The 20,357-nt window shown below is 59.9% G+C and carries 19 protein-coding genes; 4 read left to right on the top strand and 15 right to left on the bottom strand.

Translation table 11 applies throughout. The annotated features are described in order from the left end of the window. Positions 1-50: 50 nt before the first annotated feature. From ACW9HW_RS20910 to ACW9HW_RS20855, 12 genes are all read right to left on the bottom strand, one after another. Positions 51-404, bottom strand: coding sequence for a DUF6124 family protein (locus tag ACW9HW_RS20910; protein WP_457401617.1), 354 nt, complete (start codon positions 402-404; stop codon positions 51-53). Positions 405-804: 400 nt separating this feature from the next. Beyond that, positions 805-1,449, bottom strand: coding sequence for a methionine ABC transporter permease (locus ACW9HW_RS20905; RefSeq protein ID WP_095192402.1), 645 nt, complete (start codon positions 1,447-1,449; stop codon positions 805-807). Then, positions 1,439-2,560: a methionine ABC transporter ATP-binding protein gene (locus ACW9HW_RS20900; protein ID WP_457401615.1), complete on the bottom strand. Its 1,122-nt coding sequence runs from the start codon at positions 2,558-2,560 to the stop codon at positions 1,439-1,441. The genes ACW9HW_RS20905 and ACW9HW_RS20900 overlap by 11 nt, the downstream gene beginning before the upstream one ends. 2 nt (positions 2,561-2,562) lie before the next feature. Beyond that, positions 2,563-3,372 (bottom strand): MetQ/NlpA family ABC transporter substrate-binding protein, encoded by an 810-nt coding sequence (locus ACW9HW_RS20895; RefSeq protein WP_095192400.1) that lies wholly within the window; start codon positions 3,370-3,372, stop codon positions 2,563-2,565. Between the two features lie 128 nt (positions 3,373-3,500). Further along, a complete protein-coding gene (locus ACW9HW_RS20890) occupies positions 3,501-4,859 on the bottom strand; it encodes an LLM class flavin-dependent oxidoreductase (protein WP_095192399.1) in 1,359 nt (452 codons plus the stop codon). Continuing rightward, positions 4,859-6,052, bottom strand: a complete 1,194-nt coding sequence (locus ACW9HW_RS20885) for an SfnB family sulfur acquisition oxidoreductase (RefSeq protein ID WP_457401612.1) — start codon at positions 6,050-6,052, stop codon at positions 4,859-4,861. Before ACW9HW_RS20885 ends, ACW9HW_RS20890 begins: the two co-directional genes overlap by 1 nt. Before the next feature lie 38 nt (positions 6,053-6,090). Beyond that, complete coding sequence (locus ACW9HW_RS20880; protein ID WP_457401610.1) at positions 6,091-7,332, bottom strand: SfnB family sulfur acquisition oxidoreductase; 1,242 nt, start codon at positions 7,330-7,332, stop codon at positions 6,091-6,093. Positions 7,333-7,698: 366 nt separating this feature from the next. Next, positions 7,699-8,469: a hypothetical protein gene (locus ACW9HW_RS20875; protein WP_457401608.1), complete on the bottom strand. Its 771-nt coding sequence runs from the start codon at positions 8,467-8,469 to the stop codon at positions 7,699-7,701. A 460-nt stretch (positions 8,470-8,929) separates the two neighbouring features. Continuing rightward, entirely contained in the window at positions 8,930-9,685 is a 756-nt protein-coding gene (gene tcyN, locus ACW9HW_RS20870) for an L-cystine ABC transporter ATP-binding protein TcyN (RefSeq protein ID WP_137805932.1), read from the bottom strand. Between the two features lie 4 nt (positions 9,686-9,689). Continuing rightward, positions 9,690-10,355 carry a cystine ABC transporter permease gene (gene tcyL, locus ACW9HW_RS20865; RefSeq protein ID WP_170948607.1) on the bottom strand — a complete coding sequence of 222 codons (666 nt, stop codon included), beginning with the start codon at positions 10,353-10,355 and terminating at the stop codon, positions 9,690-9,692. Further along, positions 10,355-11,149, bottom strand: coding sequence for a cystine ABC transporter substrate-binding protein (gene tcyJ / locus ACW9HW_RS20860; RefSeq protein WP_095192393.1), 795 nt, complete (start codon positions 11,147-11,149; stop codon positions 10,355-10,357). The genes tcyL and tcyJ overlap by 1 nt, the downstream gene beginning before the upstream one ends. A gap of 319 nt (positions 11,150-11,468) precedes the next feature. Further along, on the bottom strand, positions 11,469-12,461 hold the full coding sequence (locus tag ACW9HW_RS20855; protein WP_457401605.1) for a D-cysteine desulfhydrase: 993 nt from the start codon (positions 12,459-12,461) through the stop codon (positions 11,469-11,471). Between the two features lie 190 nt (positions 12,462-12,651). Here ACW9HW_RS20855 and epsC point away from each other — a divergent pair, with 190 nt between their 5' ends. After that, a complete protein-coding gene (epsC, locus tag ACW9HW_RS20850) occupies positions 12,652-13,578 on the top strand; it encodes a serine O-acetyltransferase EpsC (RefSeq protein WP_095192392.1) in 927 nt (308 codons plus the stop codon). A 401-nt stretch (positions 13,579-13,979) separates the two neighbouring features. Then, positions 13,980-15,935 carry a choline transporter BetT gene (gene betT, locus ACW9HW_RS20845; RefSeq protein WP_170948613.1) on the top strand — a complete coding sequence of 652 codons (1,956 nt, stop codon included), beginning with the start codon at positions 13,980-13,982 and terminating at the stop codon, positions 15,933-15,935. Between the two features lie 9 nt (positions 15,936-15,944). Here the strand turns inward: betT and ACW9HW_RS20840 are convergent, their stop codons facing one another. Further along, positions 15,945-16,205 carry a hypothetical protein gene (locus ACW9HW_RS20840; RefSeq protein WP_457401603.1) on the bottom strand — a complete coding sequence of 87 codons (261 nt, stop codon included), beginning with the start codon at positions 16,203-16,205 and terminating at the stop codon, positions 15,945-15,947. Positions 16,206-16,342: 137 nt separating this feature from the next. Further along, positions 16,343-17,083: an SDR family oxidoreductase gene (locus ACW9HW_RS20835; protein WP_457401601.1), complete on the bottom strand. Its 741-nt coding sequence runs from the start codon at positions 17,081-17,083 to the stop codon at positions 16,343-16,345. 114 nt (positions 17,084-17,197) lie between these two features. Between ACW9HW_RS20835 and ACW9HW_RS20830 the strand changes: the two genes are divergently transcribed. Together ACW9HW_RS20830 and mgrA are read left to right on the top strand one after the other, a co-directional pair. Further along, positions 17,198-18,088, top strand: coding sequence for a LysR family transcriptional regulator (locus tag ACW9HW_RS20830; protein WP_095192388.1), 891 nt, complete (start codon positions 17,198-17,200; stop codon positions 18,086-18,088). A 154-nt stretch (positions 18,089-18,242) separates the two neighbouring features. Next, a complete protein-coding gene (mgrA, locus tag ACW9HW_RS20825; protein ID WP_457401599.1) occupies positions 18,243-19,280 on the top strand; it encodes an L-glyceraldehyde 3-phosphate reductase in 1,038 nt (345 codons plus the stop codon). A gap of 142 nt (positions 19,281-19,422) precedes the next feature. Here the strand turns inward: mgrA and tauD are convergent, their stop codons facing one another. Then, entirely contained in the window at positions 19,423-20,265 is an 843-nt protein-coding gene (tauD, locus tag ACW9HW_RS20820; RefSeq protein WP_457401597.1) for a taurine dioxygenase, read from the bottom strand. Between the last annotated feature and the right edge of the window lie 92 nt (positions 20,266-20,357).

The raw sequence follows: 20,357 nt of genomic DNA, 5'->3' as shown, positions 1-20,357 counted from the left end.
ACATTAGACCGCGTCCCCCTGTGGGAGCGAGCCTGCTCGCGAAGACGATTTCAGCCCTGCTTCATACCCAGGCATTCAATCGACCGGTCAACCATCGCCTTGGCGATCTCCAGTAAATGCCAGACCGAAAACACCATGGCGCGGTCGGCCCCCTTGAGATGGTCGCCGCACTGATACGCCGTGACCGAGGCACAGCGCAGCAAATCCGCGATATAGAGCTGGGTGTCTTCGAAGCTCACGTCTTTGCTGACGTTGTAGAACCGCAGTTCATCCGGTGGCGAGGGTTGATCGCCGGTGAGGTAGAAATCGATGGCGCGGTAGAGGGCGGAGCGGTCTCTGAGCAGGTCGTCAGTGAGGGCTTCGTTGGAAGAGGTTTCTGGTGGATCGGGAACTGATTTTTCCATTGGTAAAACTCCTGATGCTAGTAGGAGCCAACCGTCATCGCGACTAAACGAATAGGGGTGGCGGCTGCACACAGGTTAGTCGACCGGCCATCAGGCAACTCCGGCGCACCCGAGGGTGCCCTGCGCACAGCCACCATAACTTTCAGGCAATAAAAAACACCTGAGAAAAGGTGACGCTGTGCGCCCGATGATATCCGGGCGACTAAACCCGATCACTGATGAGCAGTGACGGACCGAGACTAGCCACCGGATCTGGCAGGCACAAGCGAGCGGAATAATCTAGGAAATGTCCTGCAAAGGAAAGGGATCAGGCCTTCGGAAACGCTGATTTTCCTGTGAGAAAACTTACCTGTGGAGAAAAGGCTCTTGTGGCGAGGGAGCGTCACAACGGCCAGCGTACTCAGCGTTTGTTGAGGCCCCGCGCCAACCGATCCCCACCCAACTGAATCACCGCCACCAACGCCACCAGCAGCACAATCACTGTCAGCATGATCTGGCTGTCAAAGCGCTGATACCCATACCGATACGCAATGTCCCCCAACCCGCCGGCACCAATCGCCCCGGCCATGGCCGATGAGTTGATCATCGTCACCAACGTAATCGTAAAACCGCCGACAATCCCCGGCAGCGCCTCGGGCAGCAGCACGTGCCAAACGATGTGCTGGCGCCGGCAGCCCATGGCCTGTGCCGCTTCGATCAAGCCGTGATCCACCTCGCGCAAACTGACTTCGGCAATCCGCGCGAAGAACGGTGTAGCGGCGATGGTCAGCGGCACCACCGCCGCCCATACGCCGTAGGTGGTGCCGACGATCAAGCGGGTGAAGGGAATCAGCGCCACCATCAAAATCAAAAACGGAATCGAGCGAAACAGGTTCACGAATGCACCCAGTGCGCGGTTCACCGTGGGGGCTTCGTAGATGCCGCCCTTGGCGCTGGTGACCAGAATCACCGCCAGCGGAATGCCCGCCAGCAACGCAATCAATGACGAAACGCCAACCATTAAAAACGTGTCGATGAAGCCCTGCAGCAAGCGATCAAACCACATAGCCCAACACCTCCACTTGTTGCGCCCATTGGCCGGCGCGCTGACGCAACTGTTCAGCGGTGAGAGGCGAACCGGTCACCGCCAGCAGCAGTTGCCCCAGTGCATGGCCCTGAATCCGTTCCACGCCACCTTGCAGCAAGCGCACGCGGCCACCGAGGGCGCTGAACAGGGCGGCAATGTCCGGCTCGTCCTGCGCTGAACCCGTGAATTGCAGGCGCAGCACGACGGCGCTATCCGAGGACTGCTGTTGCGCCTGCAAGCGGCTTTGCAGCTCCGACGGCAGTGCATGCTGCAACGGTGCGAGCAGCGTCTTGCTGACTTCGTGCTGCGGGTTGCCGAAGACTTCCCAGACCGGCCCCTGCTCAACCACGCGCCCGCGTTCGAGCACGACCACGCGATCACAGATTTCGCGGATCACCGCCATTTCGTGAGTGATCAAAATGATGGTCAGGCCCAGGCGCCGGTTGATCTCGCGCAGCAGGCCGAGGATCGATTGCGTGGTCTCCGGGTCCAGCGCCGAAGTGGCTTCATCGCAGAGCAGAATCGCCGGGTCGTGAACCAGGGCGCGGGCGATGCCGACACGCTGTTTCTGCCCGCCGGAGAGTTGCGCCGGATAGGCCTTGTGTTTCGCTTCCAGACCCACAAGCTCCAGCAGTTCACGGACTTTCTGGTCGCGCTTTTCCTTCGGCACACCAGCAACCTTCAGCGGCAATTCGACGTTCTGCCAAACGGTCTTGGCCGACATCAGATTGAAGTGCTGGAAGATCATGCCGATGCGCCGGCGCAGCTTCACCAGTCGGTCCTCATCGAACTCGCCGATGTCCACCTGATCGATCAGCACGCGCCCCGATGTCGGTTGTTCGAGGCGGTTGATGGTACGAATCAGCGACGACTTGCCAGCGCCGCTGCGGCCGATGATGCCGAACACTTCACCGCGCTGGATCGCCAGGTCAATGCCGTGCAGGGCTGCCACCGGACCTTGCTGGCCCTCGTAGGTTTTACCCAGGTTGATGAAGCGCACGTGGGCGTGATTCAGGTCCGGGTGTAGTTCAGTTTTTATCGCTTGCTTAAGCTCTGGAATTTCCAGTCGCAGTTGGGTGGCGGCAGTCATTTTCAGCTTTCCCAACCGGCTTGATAGAGCTTGCCGTGGGCTTTATCCAGTGCGGCGCGTACGGCTGGCGAATGCTGGTAGATGTCGACGAACTTGATCAGGCGCGGGTCGGTTTTGCTTTTTGGCTGGATCACGAACTGAATCACGTATTCCTTGTGATCGAGGCCGTCGAACAGCAGGGCCGAGCCGGCATCGAAAGTCTTCGCCAGGCGAATGTAGGCCGGGTAGCCCTGCACCAGATCGGCGTCGTCGTAGGCGCGCACCAGTTGTACCGCTTCAACCTGGAGAATCTTGATCTTCTTCGGGTTGGCGATGATGTCTTCTTCGGTGGCCTTGTAACCCACACCCGGCTTGAGAGTGATCAGACCGGCCTTGGCCAGCAGCTGCAAACCGCGACCGCTGTTGATCGGATCGTTGGCGATGGCCACGCTGGCGCCTTCTGGTAGTTCATCGAAGCTCTTGTACTTCTTCGAGTACAGGCCGACGTTGTTGATGATCCCTGGCGCGAACGGCACCAGGTCAAAACCGGAGGCAGCCTTGGCGTTTTCCAGGAACGGGATGTGCTGGAAGTAGTTCACGTCGATGTCACCCGAGGCGAGGCTGACGTTCGGTGCGATCCAGTCGGTGAACTCTACGAGTTCGACTTTCAGGCCTTGTTTGCCGGCTTCTTCGACGGCTGCTTCCAGCGGAATGGCGAAAGCGGCGGTGGTGCCGATTTTCAGCGCCGGGTCGGCGGCGAAGGTGACGGAGCTGAAAAGGCCGAGGGCCAGGGCCAGTGCTTTGACTGGGTGAGAGAAGTCGTTCTTTTTCATGATGGTTATTCCAGTCAGTGCATAAATTTGGAGTTGTTTCTGCGGGCCTCATCGCTGGCAAGCCAGCTCCCACAGGTTTTTCGGGTGTTCACACGATCCCTGTGGGAGCTGGCTTGCCAGCGATGCATTTAGCGGCGGAATTCCGAACCGGTGTGTTGCTCAGGCAAATGCGCCTCACCGCGGAACAGCTTTTCCCGCAAGCTGCCATCGTCATAAGCGGTCTTGTACGACCCCCGCCGCTGTAACTCCGGAATCACCCGTTCAATGAAATCGACATAGCTTTCCGGCGTGACAATGCGCGTCAGGTTGAAGCCGTCGAGGCCGGTTTCGGCGATCCACGATTCCAGTTCATCCGCCACGTGTTCGGGCGAGCCGACCACGGTGATGTAGCGCCCGCCGAGGGCGTGTTGTTCGAGCAATTTGCGCCGGGTCCAGTCGTTGTTTTGCAGGTTCTTGGTGGCGGACTGGATGGCGTTGCTCTTCACGTACTGGATCGGTTCGTCGATTTCGTACTGGGAAAAATCGATCCCGGTGGACGCCGAGAAATGCGCCACGCCGGCTTCGGCGCTGGCGTAGCTCAGGTACTCGGCGTGCTTGGCCCAGGCCAGCTCTTCGGTGGCGCCGACAATCACGTTCAGCCCCATGAACACCTTGATGTCTTCGGGGTTACGCCCGGCTTCGACGGCGCTGGCGCGAACCTTGTCCACCTGCACCTTGGTCGACGGTTTGTTCTGGCCGCTGATGAACACGCACTCGGCGTGGCGCCCGGCGAACAACAAGCCGCGATCGGAACTGCCGGCCTGGAACAGCACCGGCGTGCGCTGCGGCGACGGCTCGCACAGGTGATAACCCTCGACCTGATAGAACTCGCCTTTGTGCTCGACCTTGTGCACCTTCTCCGGTTGCGCATAGATGCGCTGCTGCGGGTCGTTGAGCACCGCGCCGTTTTCCCAGCTGCCTTCCCAGAGTTTGTAGAGCACCTCCAGGTACTCGTCGGCCTGGTCGTAGCGGCGGTCGTGCTCGACCTGTTCGCTCAGGCCCATGGCTTTGGCGGCGCTGTCGAGGTAGCCGGTGACGATGTTCCAGCCCACGCGACCGCGACTCAGATGGTCGAGGGTCGACATGCGCCGGGCGAACAGGTACGGCGGCTCGTAGGTGAGGTTGGCGGTGAGGCCGAAACCGAGGTTTTTGGTCACGGCCGCCATGGCCGACACCAGCAGCAGCGGGTCGTTGACCGGCAGCTGGATCGACTCTTTGAGCGGCACGTCCACCGCGTTCTGATACACGTCATAGACGCCGACGATATCGGCGATGAACAAACCGTCGAATAGCCCGCGCTCCAGCAATTGCGCCAGTTCGGTCCAGTATTCGATTGTCTTGTACTGGGTCGAGGTGTCCCGTGGGTGCGTCCACAGGCCATGGTTGATGTGCCCGATGCAGTTCATGTTGAACGCGTTGAGCAGGATCTTCTTTTTAGCGGCAGCCATCAGATGGTCCCCCGCAGTGGCGGGTTTTCATCGTTGAGGTAGTAATTGCCCACGGCGTGGTATTTCCAGCGCGCCGGGTCGTGCAGTGTATGCACCCGGGCATTGCGCCAGTGGCGATCCAGACCGTGTTCGCTCAGGGTCGCCTGGCTGCCGGCCAGTTCGAACAGCGTGGTGCCGGCGGCGAGGGAAATCTCGGTGCTGATGGCCCGCGCTTCGGCGACCGCAATCGACGCGGCGGCGACGGACTCGGCATGGGTGTCGGCCTGGGCCTTGTCGAGGAATTCACCGGCGCGTTCCAGCAGTGCTTCGGTGGCGTGCAGGCGAATGCTCAAGTGACCGAAGCTCTTCACCGTCAATGGATCTTCGGTGGCTTTTTCGTGGGTAGCGTCGATCCATGCACGGGTCTTGGTGCGCACGAAGTGCAACGCATCTTCATAGGCGGCGCGGGCGATGCCGGTGTCGATGGCTGCATGGAGAATCTGTGCAAGCGGGCCGACCGGGGTCGGGCGCTCGAAGGCGCTTTGAAACGGGATCACATCTTCGGCGGCCACAAAGACATCTTCGAACACCACCGAACCGCTGCCAGTGGTGCGCTGGCCGAAGCCGCTCCAGTCGTCGATCACCGTCAGGCCCTTGCTGTTGCTCGGCACGAATGCCAGTTGCTGCACACCGTTTTCATCGATCACCGAGGTGGGGATGCGCTGAGCGTAAATCGCGCCGGTGGCGTAGAACTTGCGACCGTTAATGCGATAGCCGTCACCGTCGCGGGTGAGGCTGGTCACGCGGTCGTGGGCGGTTTTGGTGCCGAGTTCGGCCAGGGCATTGCCGAAGCGCTGGCCGGCCAGTACGTCGGCATACAGGCGTTTCTTCTGCTCTTCGCTGCCGTTCACCCGCAGCACTTCCAGGGCATAGAAATGGTTTTGCGGAATCTGGCCGAGCGAACCGTCAGCCCGGGCAATCAGCGCGATGACCTTGGCCAGCGTGACGTTGGAAACACCGGCACCACCGAATTCCTTGGGCACGCTGATGCCCCACAGGCCCGAGCGGGAAAACACTTCCAGCTCCGGATACGGCAAGCGGCGTTCGCGGTCGCGCAGGGCGCTGTCGCGTTTGAAGTCTTCGGCCAGGTCGCTGGCGACGATCAGGGCTTGCTCATCGCTGGTGATGACCGCGACGTGGTGAGAAAGAGTCATGGGTTTCTCCCGGATCTGTTCAAAAAGAGCTCTGGTCGTTAGATCCAGGAGTGGCGAGCAGGCCTGGTGCCGTTCAGGTGATAGGCGCCGACCGCGTGGTACTTCCAGCGCACCGGGTCGTGCAGGGTGTGCACCCGAGCGTTGCGCCAGTGACGGTCGAGGTTGAATTCCGCGAGGGTGGCGCGGCTGCCGGCCAGTTCGAAAATCTTTTCGCTGGCCAGCAGCGAGATCTCGGTGGTCAGCACTTTGGCTTCGGCGACTGCAATCGAGGCGCGGGCGGCGGACTCGGCGGTAAGCGGCGCGGCGTGTACCTGATCGAGTATTTGCCCGGCCTTGCGCAGCAGGGCTTCGGCGGCGTGCAGTTCGATTTTCAGTTTGCCGATGTCGGCGATCACGTACAGGTCATCGCTGGCCCGCTCAACGTTGGCATCGACCCATGGCCGGGCGCGGGTTTTCACGAACTCGATGGCATCGTCGATAGCGCCCCGGGCGATACCGGCGTCGATGGCGGCCTGAATCAGCTGCGAGACAGCGCCTTGGGTGTTCGGCTTGTCGTTGATCTTCCAGTTATCCACCACCAGCTCGGCGTCGACCCGCACGTTGTTGAGCAAGATCGTGCCGCTGGCGGTGGTGCGCTGACCGAAGCCGGACCAGTCGTCGACAATCCTCAGTCCCGGCGTTCCGCGACGCACGAAGGCCAACACCTGCTTGCCGTCGTCATTGAGCGCCTTGACCGCGACCCAATGCGCGAACAGCGCACCGGTGGAATAGAACTTCTGCCCGCTGAGGACAAAACCATCGCCGTCGGCCGTAATGCGCGCCTTGAGTTCAAGGGTGTTTTTTGTGCCGCGCTCAGGCCCGGCATTACCGATGCGCCAGCCTTCAAGAACGCTTTTGAACAGCTGTTTTTTCTGTGCTTCGGTGGCGCTGCCGAGTACCAGATTCAGGATGCCGAACTGATTCTGCGGGATCTGCCCGAGGGCCGGATCTGCAGCGGAAATGATCGCGAAAACCTCCGCGAGGGTGACGAACGAAACCTGTGGGCCACCGTATTCGCGCGGGATGGCAATGCTGCCCAGGCCGCTGCGGGTGAACTGTTCGATTTCCGACCACGGCAGCTTGCGCTGCTGGTCGCGTTTGGCCGCTTGCAGGCGGGCGGTTTGCGCCAGCTCATGGGCGGCCTTGATGGCTTGTGCGTCGTTGCGCAGCACTTGCGCGGGCAACAACAAAGGGGCGATATCCAGATCACTCTGGACGATTGCATCTGCCAGACTGGACATCAGCGCCACTCCTTGGCTGCTACACGCAATGCCCTGGCGATCTGCACTGGGGTGATTGTGTTCCGGACCATACCTACCTCACATCTTATGGAAACGCCGCGGTGCGGCGAACGAAAACAAGAATGTCCGGTGGTCCGGTGCATATACCCTAAGCGTTTATAAAAAAGTTATGAACTAACTTTTAGGAATATATATAGAAGTGTGTCGCCATGAACTGTACGCAGAGAAACACTTGTTTCCAGAGCAACAGTTCAGTGTTTGATTCGGCTTCTGCAGGAGCGAGCTTGCTCGCGATGGTCGTTAACGATTGCGCGTTTTTTCTGGTTAAACGCGGCGCTTTGGAGTCCATCGCGAGCAAGCTCGCTCCTACAGAAGGTTGCGGGCCTTGCCGGTCGCTTTGAGCGCTTTCTTCGGTGGGGCGTTGAGATACGGATTGGCACACCCAATCCTCAACGCCCGCGCCGGCGCCCAGCGCGAGTTGTTGCCCACCCGGTCGAGGATGCAGTAAGTCACCTCCAGTCGCAGGTCTTCGCCGGCCTCGACAATGATCGCCGGCGGCACCCATACCTGGATGGGTTGGCCCACATCGCTCGCCTTGAGCCTTGGCAGATCCATGCGCACATCGCCCCAACGCAGGGTGATTTCGTCGTCGACCGCCATGTTCAGATAAGGCTCGATGGTCAGCGGCACGCCGCGCTTGATCTGGTTCGGATTCACGCCCTGACGGCGAATCGTTGAGGGAATGCTCACCGGCGCCAGGCCCTGATTTTCGTCGCCACACAAGGCCGATGGCTGGCCACCTGGGCAGTCCAGTTTGACCTGCACGCGTCGGGCGATTGACAACGCCTGACCTCGGCCGACCTGCATGATCCGGTAGTGAACGCGCGAGCAACCGTTGGTGATGAAACTTTCGGGTACCCGCAGCTGAATGGACTGGCCGACGTCAGTGGCCATCAGCACCCGGGAGGCGACGTAGCAGTTGTCCCAAAACAGTTCGACCAGGTCTCCCTTGTCCATCGTGGGGTAGGGCGGGATGTCGATCAGCAAGTGCGCGGCGCAGGCGATGTTGATGTCGGTCTTGTGAGATTGCGCCAGGGTCGGGGCTGCAAGCCCGGTTTGGTTCGAAGTGCTGGTCATGGAGGTCTCCTTGAGGTCTTGCAGCGAAGTCCATTTCTGAAAACAGGAATATGAAGTTTCAGTTGCAAAGCCGTTCATTACTTTGAGTTGAAATAATGAGTGGGCGCAATGAAAGGCGCCGGTTGGAGACTAGATAAGAGCGAGCTTGAATGGGTGTCAATGGAGTGAGTTGGCCGGATACAAAAACGCGTGTTATTCAGAAAGTTCCTACGCGGGTAAGTTAATAAGCGCTATTGTTGCGTCGAAGTTGACTATAGGTTATGGGGGTTTTTTGGAAGTGAAGCGCCTGTTCCACAGGCTTTTGGCTGTTCGCCATGGCAGGATGCGCAGGCAGGAAAAAATACATATGTACCGCGCAAGCTGACAAAAAGTCTGTTGTTTGTCTTCGGTAATTGTGGGGTGTTGCGAGAGGGTAGTAACTTCCGTCCGTGGAAGTTAACAACTTTTTTCAGAAGGTTTTTCAGCTGTGGGAGTTGTTCAGGAACTTGCTGAGAAACTGTTTCGTGCGTTCTTCTTTCGGATTGGCAAACAGCGACTTGGCTTCGCCTTGTTCAACGATCACGCCCTTGTCGAAAAACACCACACGATTAGCCACGTCACGGGCGAACGCCATTTCGTGGGTCACGATGACCATGGTGCGATTTTCCTCGGCCAGGCCGCGGATAGTCGCCAGCACTTCGCCGACCAGTTCCGGGTCGAGGGCTGAGGTCGGTTCGTCGAACAGTATCACTTCCGGTTCCATCGCCAGCGCGCGGGCAATCGCCACGCGTTGTTGCTGGCCGCCCGAAAGACGGCGCGGATACGCGTCTTCCTTGCCCGCCAGTCCTACCTTGGCCAAGAGCTTTTTAGCCAGGGCAATGGCATCGTCACGCGGGACCTTCTTTACAACAATCGGGCCTTCGATGACGTTTTCCAGGGCCGTGCGATGGGGGAACAGGTTGAAGTTCTGGAACACGAAGCCCACGTGCTGGCGCAAACGGCGCACCAGACCCTGCTGCTGGTTCAACGGGCGGCTGCCATCGATTTCGATGTCGCCGACCTTGATCCGGCCGCTGGTGGGTTCTTCCAGGAAGTTCAGGCAACGCAGGAACGTGGTCTTGCCCGAGCCGCTTGGCCCGATGATCGCCACGACCTCACCTTCCTTCACTTGCAGATCGATGCCGTTGAGCACGACTTGACCCTTGAACTGCTTTGTCAGTTTTTCCACGACAATCATTGGGTCAGGACTCCAGATCGTGCCGATTGACCCGGGCTTCCAACTGGTTCTGCAGGTGCGACAGCACCGTGGCCAGGACCCAGTAGATCAGCGCGGCGGCAAGGTACATGGTGAAAATTTCGAAGGTACGGGCGGTGATCAGTTGCGCCTGACGGAACAACTCCGGCACCTGGATGGTGGCCGCCAATGCGGTGTCCTTGACCAGCGAAATGAAGCTGTTGCCCAGCGGCGGCAATGCAGTGCGCATCGCCTGCGGCAGGATGGCCCGGCGCAGGGTTTGCGCGCGGGTCATGCCGATACTGGCAGCGGCTTCCCACTGGCCGCGCTCGATGGAGCTGATCGCGGCCCGCAGGATTTCACAGGCGTAGGCAGCCATGTTCAGCGAAAAGCCGATCAGGGCCGCCGGCAGCGGATCGAGTTCCAGACCCAATTGCGGCAGGCCGTAATAGATCACGAACAGTTGCACCAGCAACGGCGTGCCGCGAAAGAACGACACGTAGATGCGGGCGATCCAGCTCACCAGCTTGAAGCGCGACAGGCGCATAAGCGCCAGGCCGAACCCCATCACCAGGCCGAAAAACATCCCGCCCAGGCTCAAGATCACTGTGTAGTAAGCGCCCTTCAGCAGGAAGGGCGCGGAGTCCAGTGCGAGTTGAAAAGCCTCTTCCATTATTGAGTGACGTCAGCGCTGAAGTATTTTTCCGAAAGCTTTTTCAGCGTACCGTCGGCACGCAGCTTGTCGATGGCTTTGTTCACAGCTGCCAGCAGCTCAGGTTCGCCTTTGCGCAGGGCAATGCCGGCTTCCTGGCGGGAGAACGCTTCACCGGCAGCAGCGGTGTCCTTGGCCTTCTTGGCGTATTCCAGCGCGGCCAGACGGTCGATCAGGATGGCATCGATGCGGCCGACACGCAGGTCCTGGAACTTGGTCGGATCATCTTCGTAGGTGCGCACATCAGCGCCTGGCACGTTGGCTTTAACCCACTGCTCGTAGTTGGTGCCCAGGCCCACGCCGACTTTCTTGCCGCTCAGGTCGGCAGCGGTCTTGATGGTGTCTTTGTTCTTGGTCAGGGTCAGCGCCTGAATCCCGGAAACGGTGTACGGCTCGGAGAAGTCATACTTCTTCTTGCGCTCTTCGGAGATGGTCACCTGATTGATCACGGCGTCCAGACGCTTGGATTCCAGCGCCGCGAGGATGCCGTCCCATTTGGTCGGTTGCAGTTTGACCTTCACGCCCAGCTCTTTGGCCAGGGCTTCGGAGAATTCGACTTCGAAGCCGGCCAGTTTGCCGTCGGCGTCGACGAAACTGAATGGCGGGTAAGTGCCTTCCAGGCCGACGTTGATAACGCCTTTGTCCTTGATCTGTTGCAGCTGTTCACCGGCAACCGCCTGGCCAATCAGGCCAGCACTCAGTGCCAGGCCCAGCGAACCCACCAGCAGATTTCGACGTAGTGCGGAAAAATTCATGACAAGCCCCTGTGTTTTCTTATGGAAGACGCTTTTAAAAAGGTTGGCGAAATCGGGAATTGAACGACAGCGCTATCCTGCCTTAAAGCAGCGAATGCGTCTCTCGGGAAATTCGCGTATAGCATGACTATATGATGGCGTTTTTAGATTAGAAAATAATAATTTATCTTCTGGTTATTCTTCTTTGGAATAATCTGCGTTTTCCCTGTAGGAGCGAGCTTGCTCGCGATGGTCGTCAACGATAACGCTGACAGCCTGACATCACTCGGTGCCCTGTTGTTCATCGCGAGCAAGCTCGCTCCTACAGGTTTTGTGGCTGTTACAGAAAATCCTTGTAGGCAAACAACGCCGGCGCCCCACCGGTGTGCAGGAAGATGATCGGCCCCTTATCGAAACGCTGACGCCCGATGCCATCGAGCAATCCGGCCATAGCCTTGCCGGTGTAGACCGGGTCGAGCAGCAGGCCTTCCTGACTTGCCACCAGCTTAACCGCCGCCAATGTCCCGGCGTTCGGCTCACCATAGCGCGGCCCGAAATATTCGTCCCATAACTCGACCTTGAAACGCTCCGGCAGGTTCACACCCAGCAACTCGGCGGTGCGTTCTGCCAGGCCTTGTACTTTCGGAAACTGATCTTCTTCGCTGCGCGAAACCGTGACGCCGATCACCGGCAAATCCGGCAGCGCTTCGCTCAGTGCCAGCGCCAGGCCACTGTGAGTTCCGGCGCTGCCTGAGGCCAGGACGACGGCGGCAAAACTCAGCCCGGTGTCCTTGATCTGCTCGGCCAGTTCCAGACCGGCACGCACATAACCCAGTGCGCCCAGTGCGTTGGAGCCACCAATCGGTACCAGATACGGTTTCTTGCCATTGCTGCGCAGACGAGAAGCCAGGGCGTGCAGTTGTTCGTCGGCATTGTCGAGGTTTTCCACCAGCTCGACCTTGGCATCGAACAGGTCCAGCAACAGCCGATTGCCGTTGCCGACATAGTTGGCGTCGTCGGTGCCGAGGGGATTTTCCAGCAGGGCGACGCAGCCGAGGCCCAGCTTGGCGGCAATCGCGGCAGTCTGGCGTACGTGGTTCGATTGCAGTGCGCCAGCGGTGATCAAGGTGTCGGCGCCCTGGGCCAACGCGTCGGCGGCGAGGTATTCGAGTTTGCGCAGCTTGTTGCCGCCCATGGCCAGTGGTGTCAGGTCATCGCGTTTGACGTACAGATCGCGGCCCAGCCAGGTCGACAGACGTTCGAGTTTTTCCAGGGCGGTGGGCTGACCGAGCAGGTCGAGACGGTTAAAGCGGGCAAGCTGTTGTTTGATCATGAGTCCGTACTGGCGGTGAATGATCAAAGGACTATAGGCACCCCCAAAAGACTGGGCAACCTTCAATCGCTTATAGCCAATGGTGCTTACCACAGCACAATTGGTTCTTAATTTGGCTCGCGGACCTTGCCGTAAAGTAATCGCCGTCAGTGCGGCCAGACAGTCCGGCCGCCCGTGAGGAGTTTTTACCGTGAGTGAGCGTTCCAGCCATTGGCAATTGCAGACCATCGTCAGCCAGCTGCGCACGGCGCGTGACCAGTGGCGTGCGCAAAACGGCCGCGCCAGCACCGAACAGGGTGGTCGCGAGTTGCCGTCCCGGGCGGCCATGGCGGAGATTCTCGAAGCATTGTGTGGCGCGCTGTTCCCGATGCGTCTGGGCCCGGTGGACCTGCGCGAGGAAAGTGAAGACTTCTACGTCGGCCACACCCTTGATGTGGCGTTGAATGCGCTGTTGGCCCAGGCGCGACTCGAATTGCGCTATGCCGCGCGCCACAGTGCCCAGGCCGAGAACGAGGTCGAAGCGAAGACGATCCAGATCATTCAGGACTTCGCCCTTGCCCTGCCGGGGCTGCGCAGCCTGCTGGACACTGACGTGCTGGCGGCGTATCACGGCGATCCGGCGGCGCGCAGCGTCGATGAGGTGCTGTTGTGCTATCCGGGCATTCTGGCGGTGATTCACCATCGCCTGGCCCACCATTTGTATCGCGCCGGGTTGCCGTTGCTGGCGCGGATCAGCGCGGAAATCGCCCACTCGGCCACGGGCATCGACATTCACCCCGGCGCGCAGATCGGCCGCAGTTTCTTCATCGATCACGGGACCGGCGTGGTGATCGGCGAGACGGCGATCATAGGCGAGCGGGTGCGGATTTATCAGGCCGTGACCCTGGGCGCCAAGCGCTTCCCGGCCGACGAAGACGGTCAGTTGCAGAAGGGCCAGCCGCGACATCCGATTGTCGAGGACGATGTGGTGATCTACGCCGGGGCGACGATTCTGGGGCGGATCACCATCGGCAAGGGGTCGACCATCGGCGGTAACGTCTGGCTGACCCGCAGCGTGCCGGCGGGCAGTAACCTGACCCAGGCGAATCTGCAGCATGATGATGGGACGCAGAAGTAAGGTCTTAAAGCTTCGGTGACTGAGCCGGCCTCTTCGCGAGCAGGCTCGCTCCCACAGGGAAATGCATTCCTACTTGTGGGAGCGAGCTTGCTCGCGAATGATTTCAAGCTGTATCGAGATAATGGACTCAGCCAATTCTCCACTGAGCGATTCCCCCCAAACCCCGCCTCAAACCCCTGCTTGAGCTAGTGTTCAAACACGACCGCCCAGCCCTGCGATTAGTCCTTAGCACCCTATCCATGTTTAACTTGAACGTTCATTCAAGTTAAACCGGTGGTTCGCTGCCCGCTCACAACAGGAGGCTTGCCTTTGCTGAGTCCGATTTCTACAGCCACGATTTACCCCTTCGAGGTGCACCGTTCATGAGTGCATCATCAATTCCTTCAAGCGGCCAGGTCCGCATGAACCCGCCGGTGTTCTGGTTCGCTGCGAGCTTCATTCTGTTGTTCGGCGTCGTAGTCATGGCCATGCCCGAGCAGGCCGGTGCCTGGCTTCTGGCGGCGCAAAACTGGGCAGCCAACACGGTTGGCTGGTACTACCTGCTGGCGATGACCCTGTATCTGGTCTTCGTGGTGGTCACCGCGTTATCGGGCTACGGCAAGATCAAACTCGGTGCCGACCACGACGAGCCCGAATTCAGTTACCTGTCCTGGGCCGGCATGCTGTTCGCCGCGGGAATCAGCATCACCTTGTTTTTCTTCTGCGTGTCCGAACCCTTGACCCACATGCTGCAGCCGCCACAAGGCGAGGCGGGCACGGCGGATGCGGCGCGCCAGGCGATGCAGATTCTGTTTCTGCACTGGGGGCTGCATGGCTGGGGTGTATTCGCCTTCGTCGGCATGGCGCTGGCCTACTTCGCTTACCGCCACAACCTGCCGCTGGCCCTGCGCTCGGCGCTGTATCCGCTGATCGGCAAGCGCATCAATGGCCCCATCGGTTACGCGGTGGACGGCTTCGGCATCATCGCCACGGTGTTCGGCCTCGGTGCCGACATGGGCTTTGGTGTGTTGCACCTCAACTCGGGCCTGGACTACCTGTTCGGCATCGCCCACACCCAGTGGATACAAGTCGGACTGATCACGCTGATGATGGGCGCGGCGATCGTCGTGGCGGTGTCCGGTGTCGATAAAGGCGTGCGGGTGATGTCAGACATCAACATGCTGCTGGCCTGTGCGCTGCTGCTGTTCGTGTTGTTCGCCGGCCCCACGCAGCACCTGCTCAACACCTTGATCCAGAACCTCGGCGATTACCTCGGCGCCTTGCCGATGAAGAGTTTCGACCTGTATGCCTACGACAAGCCCAGCGACTGGCTGGGTGGCTGGACAGTGTTCTATTGGGCCTGGTGGATTGCCTGGTCGCCGTTCGTGGGCCTGTTCATCGCGCGGATTTCCCGTGGCCGGACCATTCGCGAATTCGTCTTTGGCGTGTTGTTGATTCCGCTCGGTTTCACCCTGGCGTGGATGTCGATTTTCGGCAACAGCGCGATCGATCAGGTGCTCAATCACGGTATGTCCGCGCTGGGCATGTCGGCCCTCGACAACCCGTCGATGACCCTTTACCTGCTGCTGGAAACCTACCCGTGGAGCAAAACCGTGATTGCAGTCACGGTGTTCATCAGTTTCGTGTTCTTCGTCACTTCCGCCGACTCCGGCACCGTGGTGCTGTCGACGCTGTCCGCCAAGGGTGGTGGCCCGGATGAAGACGGGCCGAAATGGCTGCGGGTGTTCTGGGGCGCGATGACCGCGTTGGTGACCAGTGCGCTGCTGTTCTCCGGCAGCATCGATGCGCTGAAGTCGGCGGTGGTGCTGACCTCGCTGCCGTTCTCGCTGATCTTGCTATTGATGATGTGGGGACTGCACAAGGCGTTTTATCTGGAATCGCAGAAGCAGATCGCGCAAATGCATTCCCTGGCGCCGGTGTCCGGTTCGCGGCGCGGTGGTTGGCGTCAGCGCCTGAGCCAGGCGGTGCATTTTCCATCGCGGGACGAGGTGTATCGCTTCCTCGATTCCACAGTACGGCCGGCCATCGAAGAGGTGTCGGCGGTGTTCATCGAAAAAGGGCTTAGCGTCGTTACCCATCCCGAACCGGTCAATGACAGTGTCAGCCTGGAGATCGGCCACGGCGATCAGCATCCGTTTATCTACCAGGTGCAGATGCGCGGCTATTTCACGCCATCGTTCGCCCGTGGCGGCATGGGGTCGAAGGAGCTCAACAACCGTCGTTATTACCGGGCCGAGGTGCATTTGAGCGAGGGCAGTCAAGATTACGATCTGGTGGGTTACACCCGCGAGCAGGTGATCAACGACATCCTTGATCAGTACGAGCGGCACATGCAGTTCTTGCACCTGGTGCGTTGATCGGATTTTTCACGTCTCGGCGGTCAGCACCATGAACAACACCAGCGCCGCCACCGGGACACCGAACACGGCGCTGCCGACCACCAGCTCCGTACTCAATGGCTGGCCGGCGTGGACCATGCCGACCGCGCCATTGATCAACGTCAGCGCCAGCCACAGCACGATAAAGCAGTACGCCAGGATTGGGCGGGTGAAGCCGATTTTTTCGCCGATGTAGAGCATCAGGGCGAGGAGGATCAGGCCGAAGGTGATGATGATGGTGGTGTGCATGGTGGGTTTTGTCCTGCAGATGTGATTGCCCTTGAGGCTGCCTTCGCGAGCAGGCTCGCTCCCACAAGGTTCACCGCGCCTCCTGTGGGGGCGAGCCTGCTCGCGAAGGGGTCACCTCGGTATCAGCTTGAGCATAGTTAAACCAACCCACCATTGACGCGCAGAATCTGCCCGTTGACCCACGCCGAATCCGGCCCGGCCAAAAAGGACACGACGCGGGCGATATCTTCCGGCTGCCCCAACCGCTCCAGCGGTGCCATGTTGGCGAAATTCTGGATCTGCTCCTCACTCTTGCCATGCAAAAACAACTCGGTCGCAACCGGCCCGGGCGCTACCGCGTTGACGGTGATGTTGCGCCCGCGCATTTCTTTGGCGAACACCTGGGTCAATGACTCCACCGCCGCTTTGCTGGCGATGTACACGGCATAGCCCGGCAGATTCAGACCGACCGTACTGCTGGAGAAGTTGATGATCCGGCCACCGCTGTTCAGACGCGTAGCGGCCTCACGCAGCATGTTGAAAGTACCGCGGGCGTGAATGTCGAAGGTCTGCTCAAACAACTCGTCACTGTGTTGCGCCAACGGCATGACCTTGAGAATGCCAGCGTTGTTCACCAACACATCGACTTTGCCCAACTGTGTTTCGGTCTCGTCGAACATCCGGCGCACGTCGTCAGCCTTGGCTACGTCAGCCTTGATCGCTATGGCTCGATGGCCGGCCTGACGCAATTCCACCACCAATCTGGACGCTTCGCTGGCGCTGCTGGCGTAGTTGATGGCGACAGCAAAACCTTCGCTGGCCAGTTGCTTGGCGATGACTGCGCCGATGCCGCGGGAGGCGCCGGTGACGATGGCAACTTTCGACGTTTGAGAGGTCATGGCGGTGTTCCTGTTGAGGGGGTGTGGAGCCAATTTCACATGTTTACTCAGGCCGATAAATGCACCAGAGTTGCCTTGACTGTTCAAAAATCGCCAACAATCGAGGAGCCCGCTGTGGATCAGGTCAAAGCGATGAAAGTGTTCGTGCGGATCTATGAGCGCAGCAGCTTTACCCTGGCCGCGAATGACCTGGATCTGCCGCGCGCGACGCTGACCCACACCCTGAACCAGTTCGAAGCCTGGCTCGGCACTCGTTTACTGGAGCGCAGCACGCGCAAGGTGCGCCCTACGCTGGATGGTGAGGCGTACTACCGGCGTTGTGTGCAGTTGCTGGCAGAGCTGGAAGAGGCCGAGCTGGCGTTTCGCAGCGTGGCACCGAAAGGGCGGCTGCGGGTCGATTTGCACGGCACGTTGGCCAGGCACTTCGTGATCCCGGCCTTGCCGCAATTCATGGCGCGTTACCCGGACATCGAACTGTCCATCAGCGAAGCCGACCGTCTGGTTGACCTGATCGGCGAAGGTGTCGACTGCGTGCTGCGAGCCGGTACTCTGAGCGACTCTGCATTGATCGGCAAACGTGTCGCCAGCCTGCGCCAGATCACCTGCGCCAGTCCCGCCTACCTGCGCAAGTATGGCGAACCGAAAAGCCTCGACGACCTGAAAAAGCATCGCGCCGTGAACTACGTTTCCCGCACCACCGCCAAGCAGTTTCCCTTCGAATTCATGGTCGCTGGCCAACTCAGGGAAGTGACTATCGAGGGCGCGGTGGCGGTGTCTGGCGCAGAAATCTACGCCGCCTCGGCCATCGCCGGCCTCGGCCTGATCCAATGCCCGCACTACCGCATGGAAACGCAAATCGCTCAGGGGCTGATCAAGGAAATCCTCATCGACACACCACCGCCACCGATGCCGGTCTCGGTGCTCTATCCGCACAACCGACATATGTCGCCGCGGGTCCGGGTGTTTGTGGATTGGTTGGGGGAGGTGTTTGCGGGGGCGAGATAAAGATCTTTTGCATTTGTCATGACGTCGAAGATGAAATCTGTGAAACGTTTCAGCAATTAGTCGAGTCCACGGTTTTTTAGCGTTTATCTGGGCGTATGCTGGGCGACTGGCGAAGCAGTCGAGACCAGATTCAAGACCGACAAGAGAGGATTCGATGACTTACACCGCTGCCGAAAACCGTTATGACTCCATTCCTTACCGCCGCGTGGGCCGCAGCGGGCTGGTGCTGCCGGCATTGTCCCTGGGCCTGTGGCACAACTTTGGCGACAGCACGCCGATCGACACCCAGCGTGCGCTGTTGCGTACGGCGTTCGACCTGGGCATCAACCATTTCGACCTGGCCAACAACTACGGCCCGCCATACGGCAGCGCCGAAATCAACTTTGGCCGGCTGCTGCGTGAAGACTTCAAGCAGTATCGCGATGAGCTGATCATCTCCAGCAAGGCCGGTTGGGACATGTGGCCCGGCCCTTACGGTCAGGGCGGCGGTTCGCGCAAATACGTGCTGGCCAGCCTCGACCAGAGCCTGCAACGCTTGGGCCTGGATTATGTCGACATCTTCTACTCCCACCGCTTCGATCCAGATACTCCGCTGGAAGAAACCGCCGGCGCCCTGGCCACTGCGGTGCAACAGGGCAAGGCCTTGTACATCGGTATCTCATCGTATTCCGGGGTGAAAACCCGGGAAATGGCCGCGTTGCTCAAGGAATGGAAAGTGCCGTTGCTGATCCATCAGCCGGCGTACAACCTGCTCAATCGCTGGGTGGAAAAAGACCTGTTGGACACCACTGATGAACTCGGCACCGGTGTGATTGCCTTCACGCCGCTGGCGCAGGGATTGCTGACGGACAAGTACCTCAACGGCGTGCCGGCGGATGCGCGGGTGAATCGTCCGGGGGGTGGTTCGTTGCAGGCTGCTCACCTGTCCGAGGCCAACATCGCTCATGTGCGGGCGTTGAACGAGATTGCCAAACGTCGTGGTCAGAGCCTGGCGCAACTGGCGCTGGCCTGGACCCTGCGCGATCCGCGGGTGACCTCGGCGCTGATCGGCGCGAGCCGGCCGGAGCAGATCATCGAGAACGTCGGGGCGTTGAAGAATCTGAGCTTTAGCGCAGAGGAGTTGGCAGAGATTGATCGGTTTGCCCAGGAGGGTGGGATCAATCTTTGGGAGAAGCCTTCGACCGCTGAGTGAGTGTCGGGCGCCGGACTTGCGGCGCCTGTTCCGACCTCTTCGCAAGCAGGCTCGCTCCCACAGTGGATCTGTGTTCGCACAAACCCTGTGGGAGCGAGCCTGCTCGCGAAGGGGCCATCAAGGTCAGTACAAAACTGGCTGATCAGCGAAAGAAAGGCACATCCCCCAACACCGTCGCCCGCTGCATCACCCGCCGCGCCGGCCGGTAATCATCCACCGCGTAATGCTGGGTCACGCGGTTGTCCCAGAACGCGATGTCGTCTTGCTGCCAGCGCCAGCGAATGGTGAATTCCGGTCGGGTGGCGTGGGCGAACAGGAATTTCAGAATGGCTTCGCTCTCGGTTTCCGACAGTTCGTTGATCTTCGAGGTGAAGCCTTCATTGACGAACAGCGAGCGGCGCCCGCTCACCGGGTGCGTGCGGATCACCGGGTGCGACAGCGGCGGATTCTTGCGTCGTGCTTCTTCCCATTGGGCCAGCGCCTCAGGCGTGTTGCCGTAGCGCTCCAGCGGGAACGAACGGGTGAAATCGTGGGTGGCGGTCAACCCTTCGAGCAGGGCTTTCATCGGCGCCGACAAGGCTTCGTAGGCAGCAATGCCGCTGGCCCAGAGGGTATCGCCGCCAAACTCCGGCAGCAGCTTGGCACTGAGGACCGCGCCCATGGCCGGGGTCGGCAGGAAGGTCACGTCAGTGTGCCAGATCGCGTTGTCGCGCACGTCGGTCACGGCGGTGTCGAGGATCAGCACCTCCGGTTGCTCCGGGACGTTCGGGTAAATCGGGTGAATGTGCAGGTCGCCGAAATTGGCGGCGAAACGTGCTTGTTGCGGCGGCGTGATGGGCTGGTCGCGAAAGAACAGCACCTGATGCTTGAGCAGCGCTTGCTCGATGGCGTCGCGCTGTTCCAGGTTCAGCGGCTGGCTGATATCGACGCCGCTGATTTGCGCGCCGAGGGCGGAGCTTAAGGGGACGATGGTCAAGATACTCATGAAAGTTCTCTTCAATTCGGGGTGTATCCGTTTCCCTGTGGGAGCGAGCCTGCTCGCGAAAGCGGTGTGTCAGTCACTGAAATGTCGCCTGA

The organism is Pseudomonas sp. SDO5532_S415, assembly GCF_054071155.1.
Note: the sequence above shows the minus strand (reverse complement) of the source record. Positions and strands in the feature narration are given on the sequence as shown.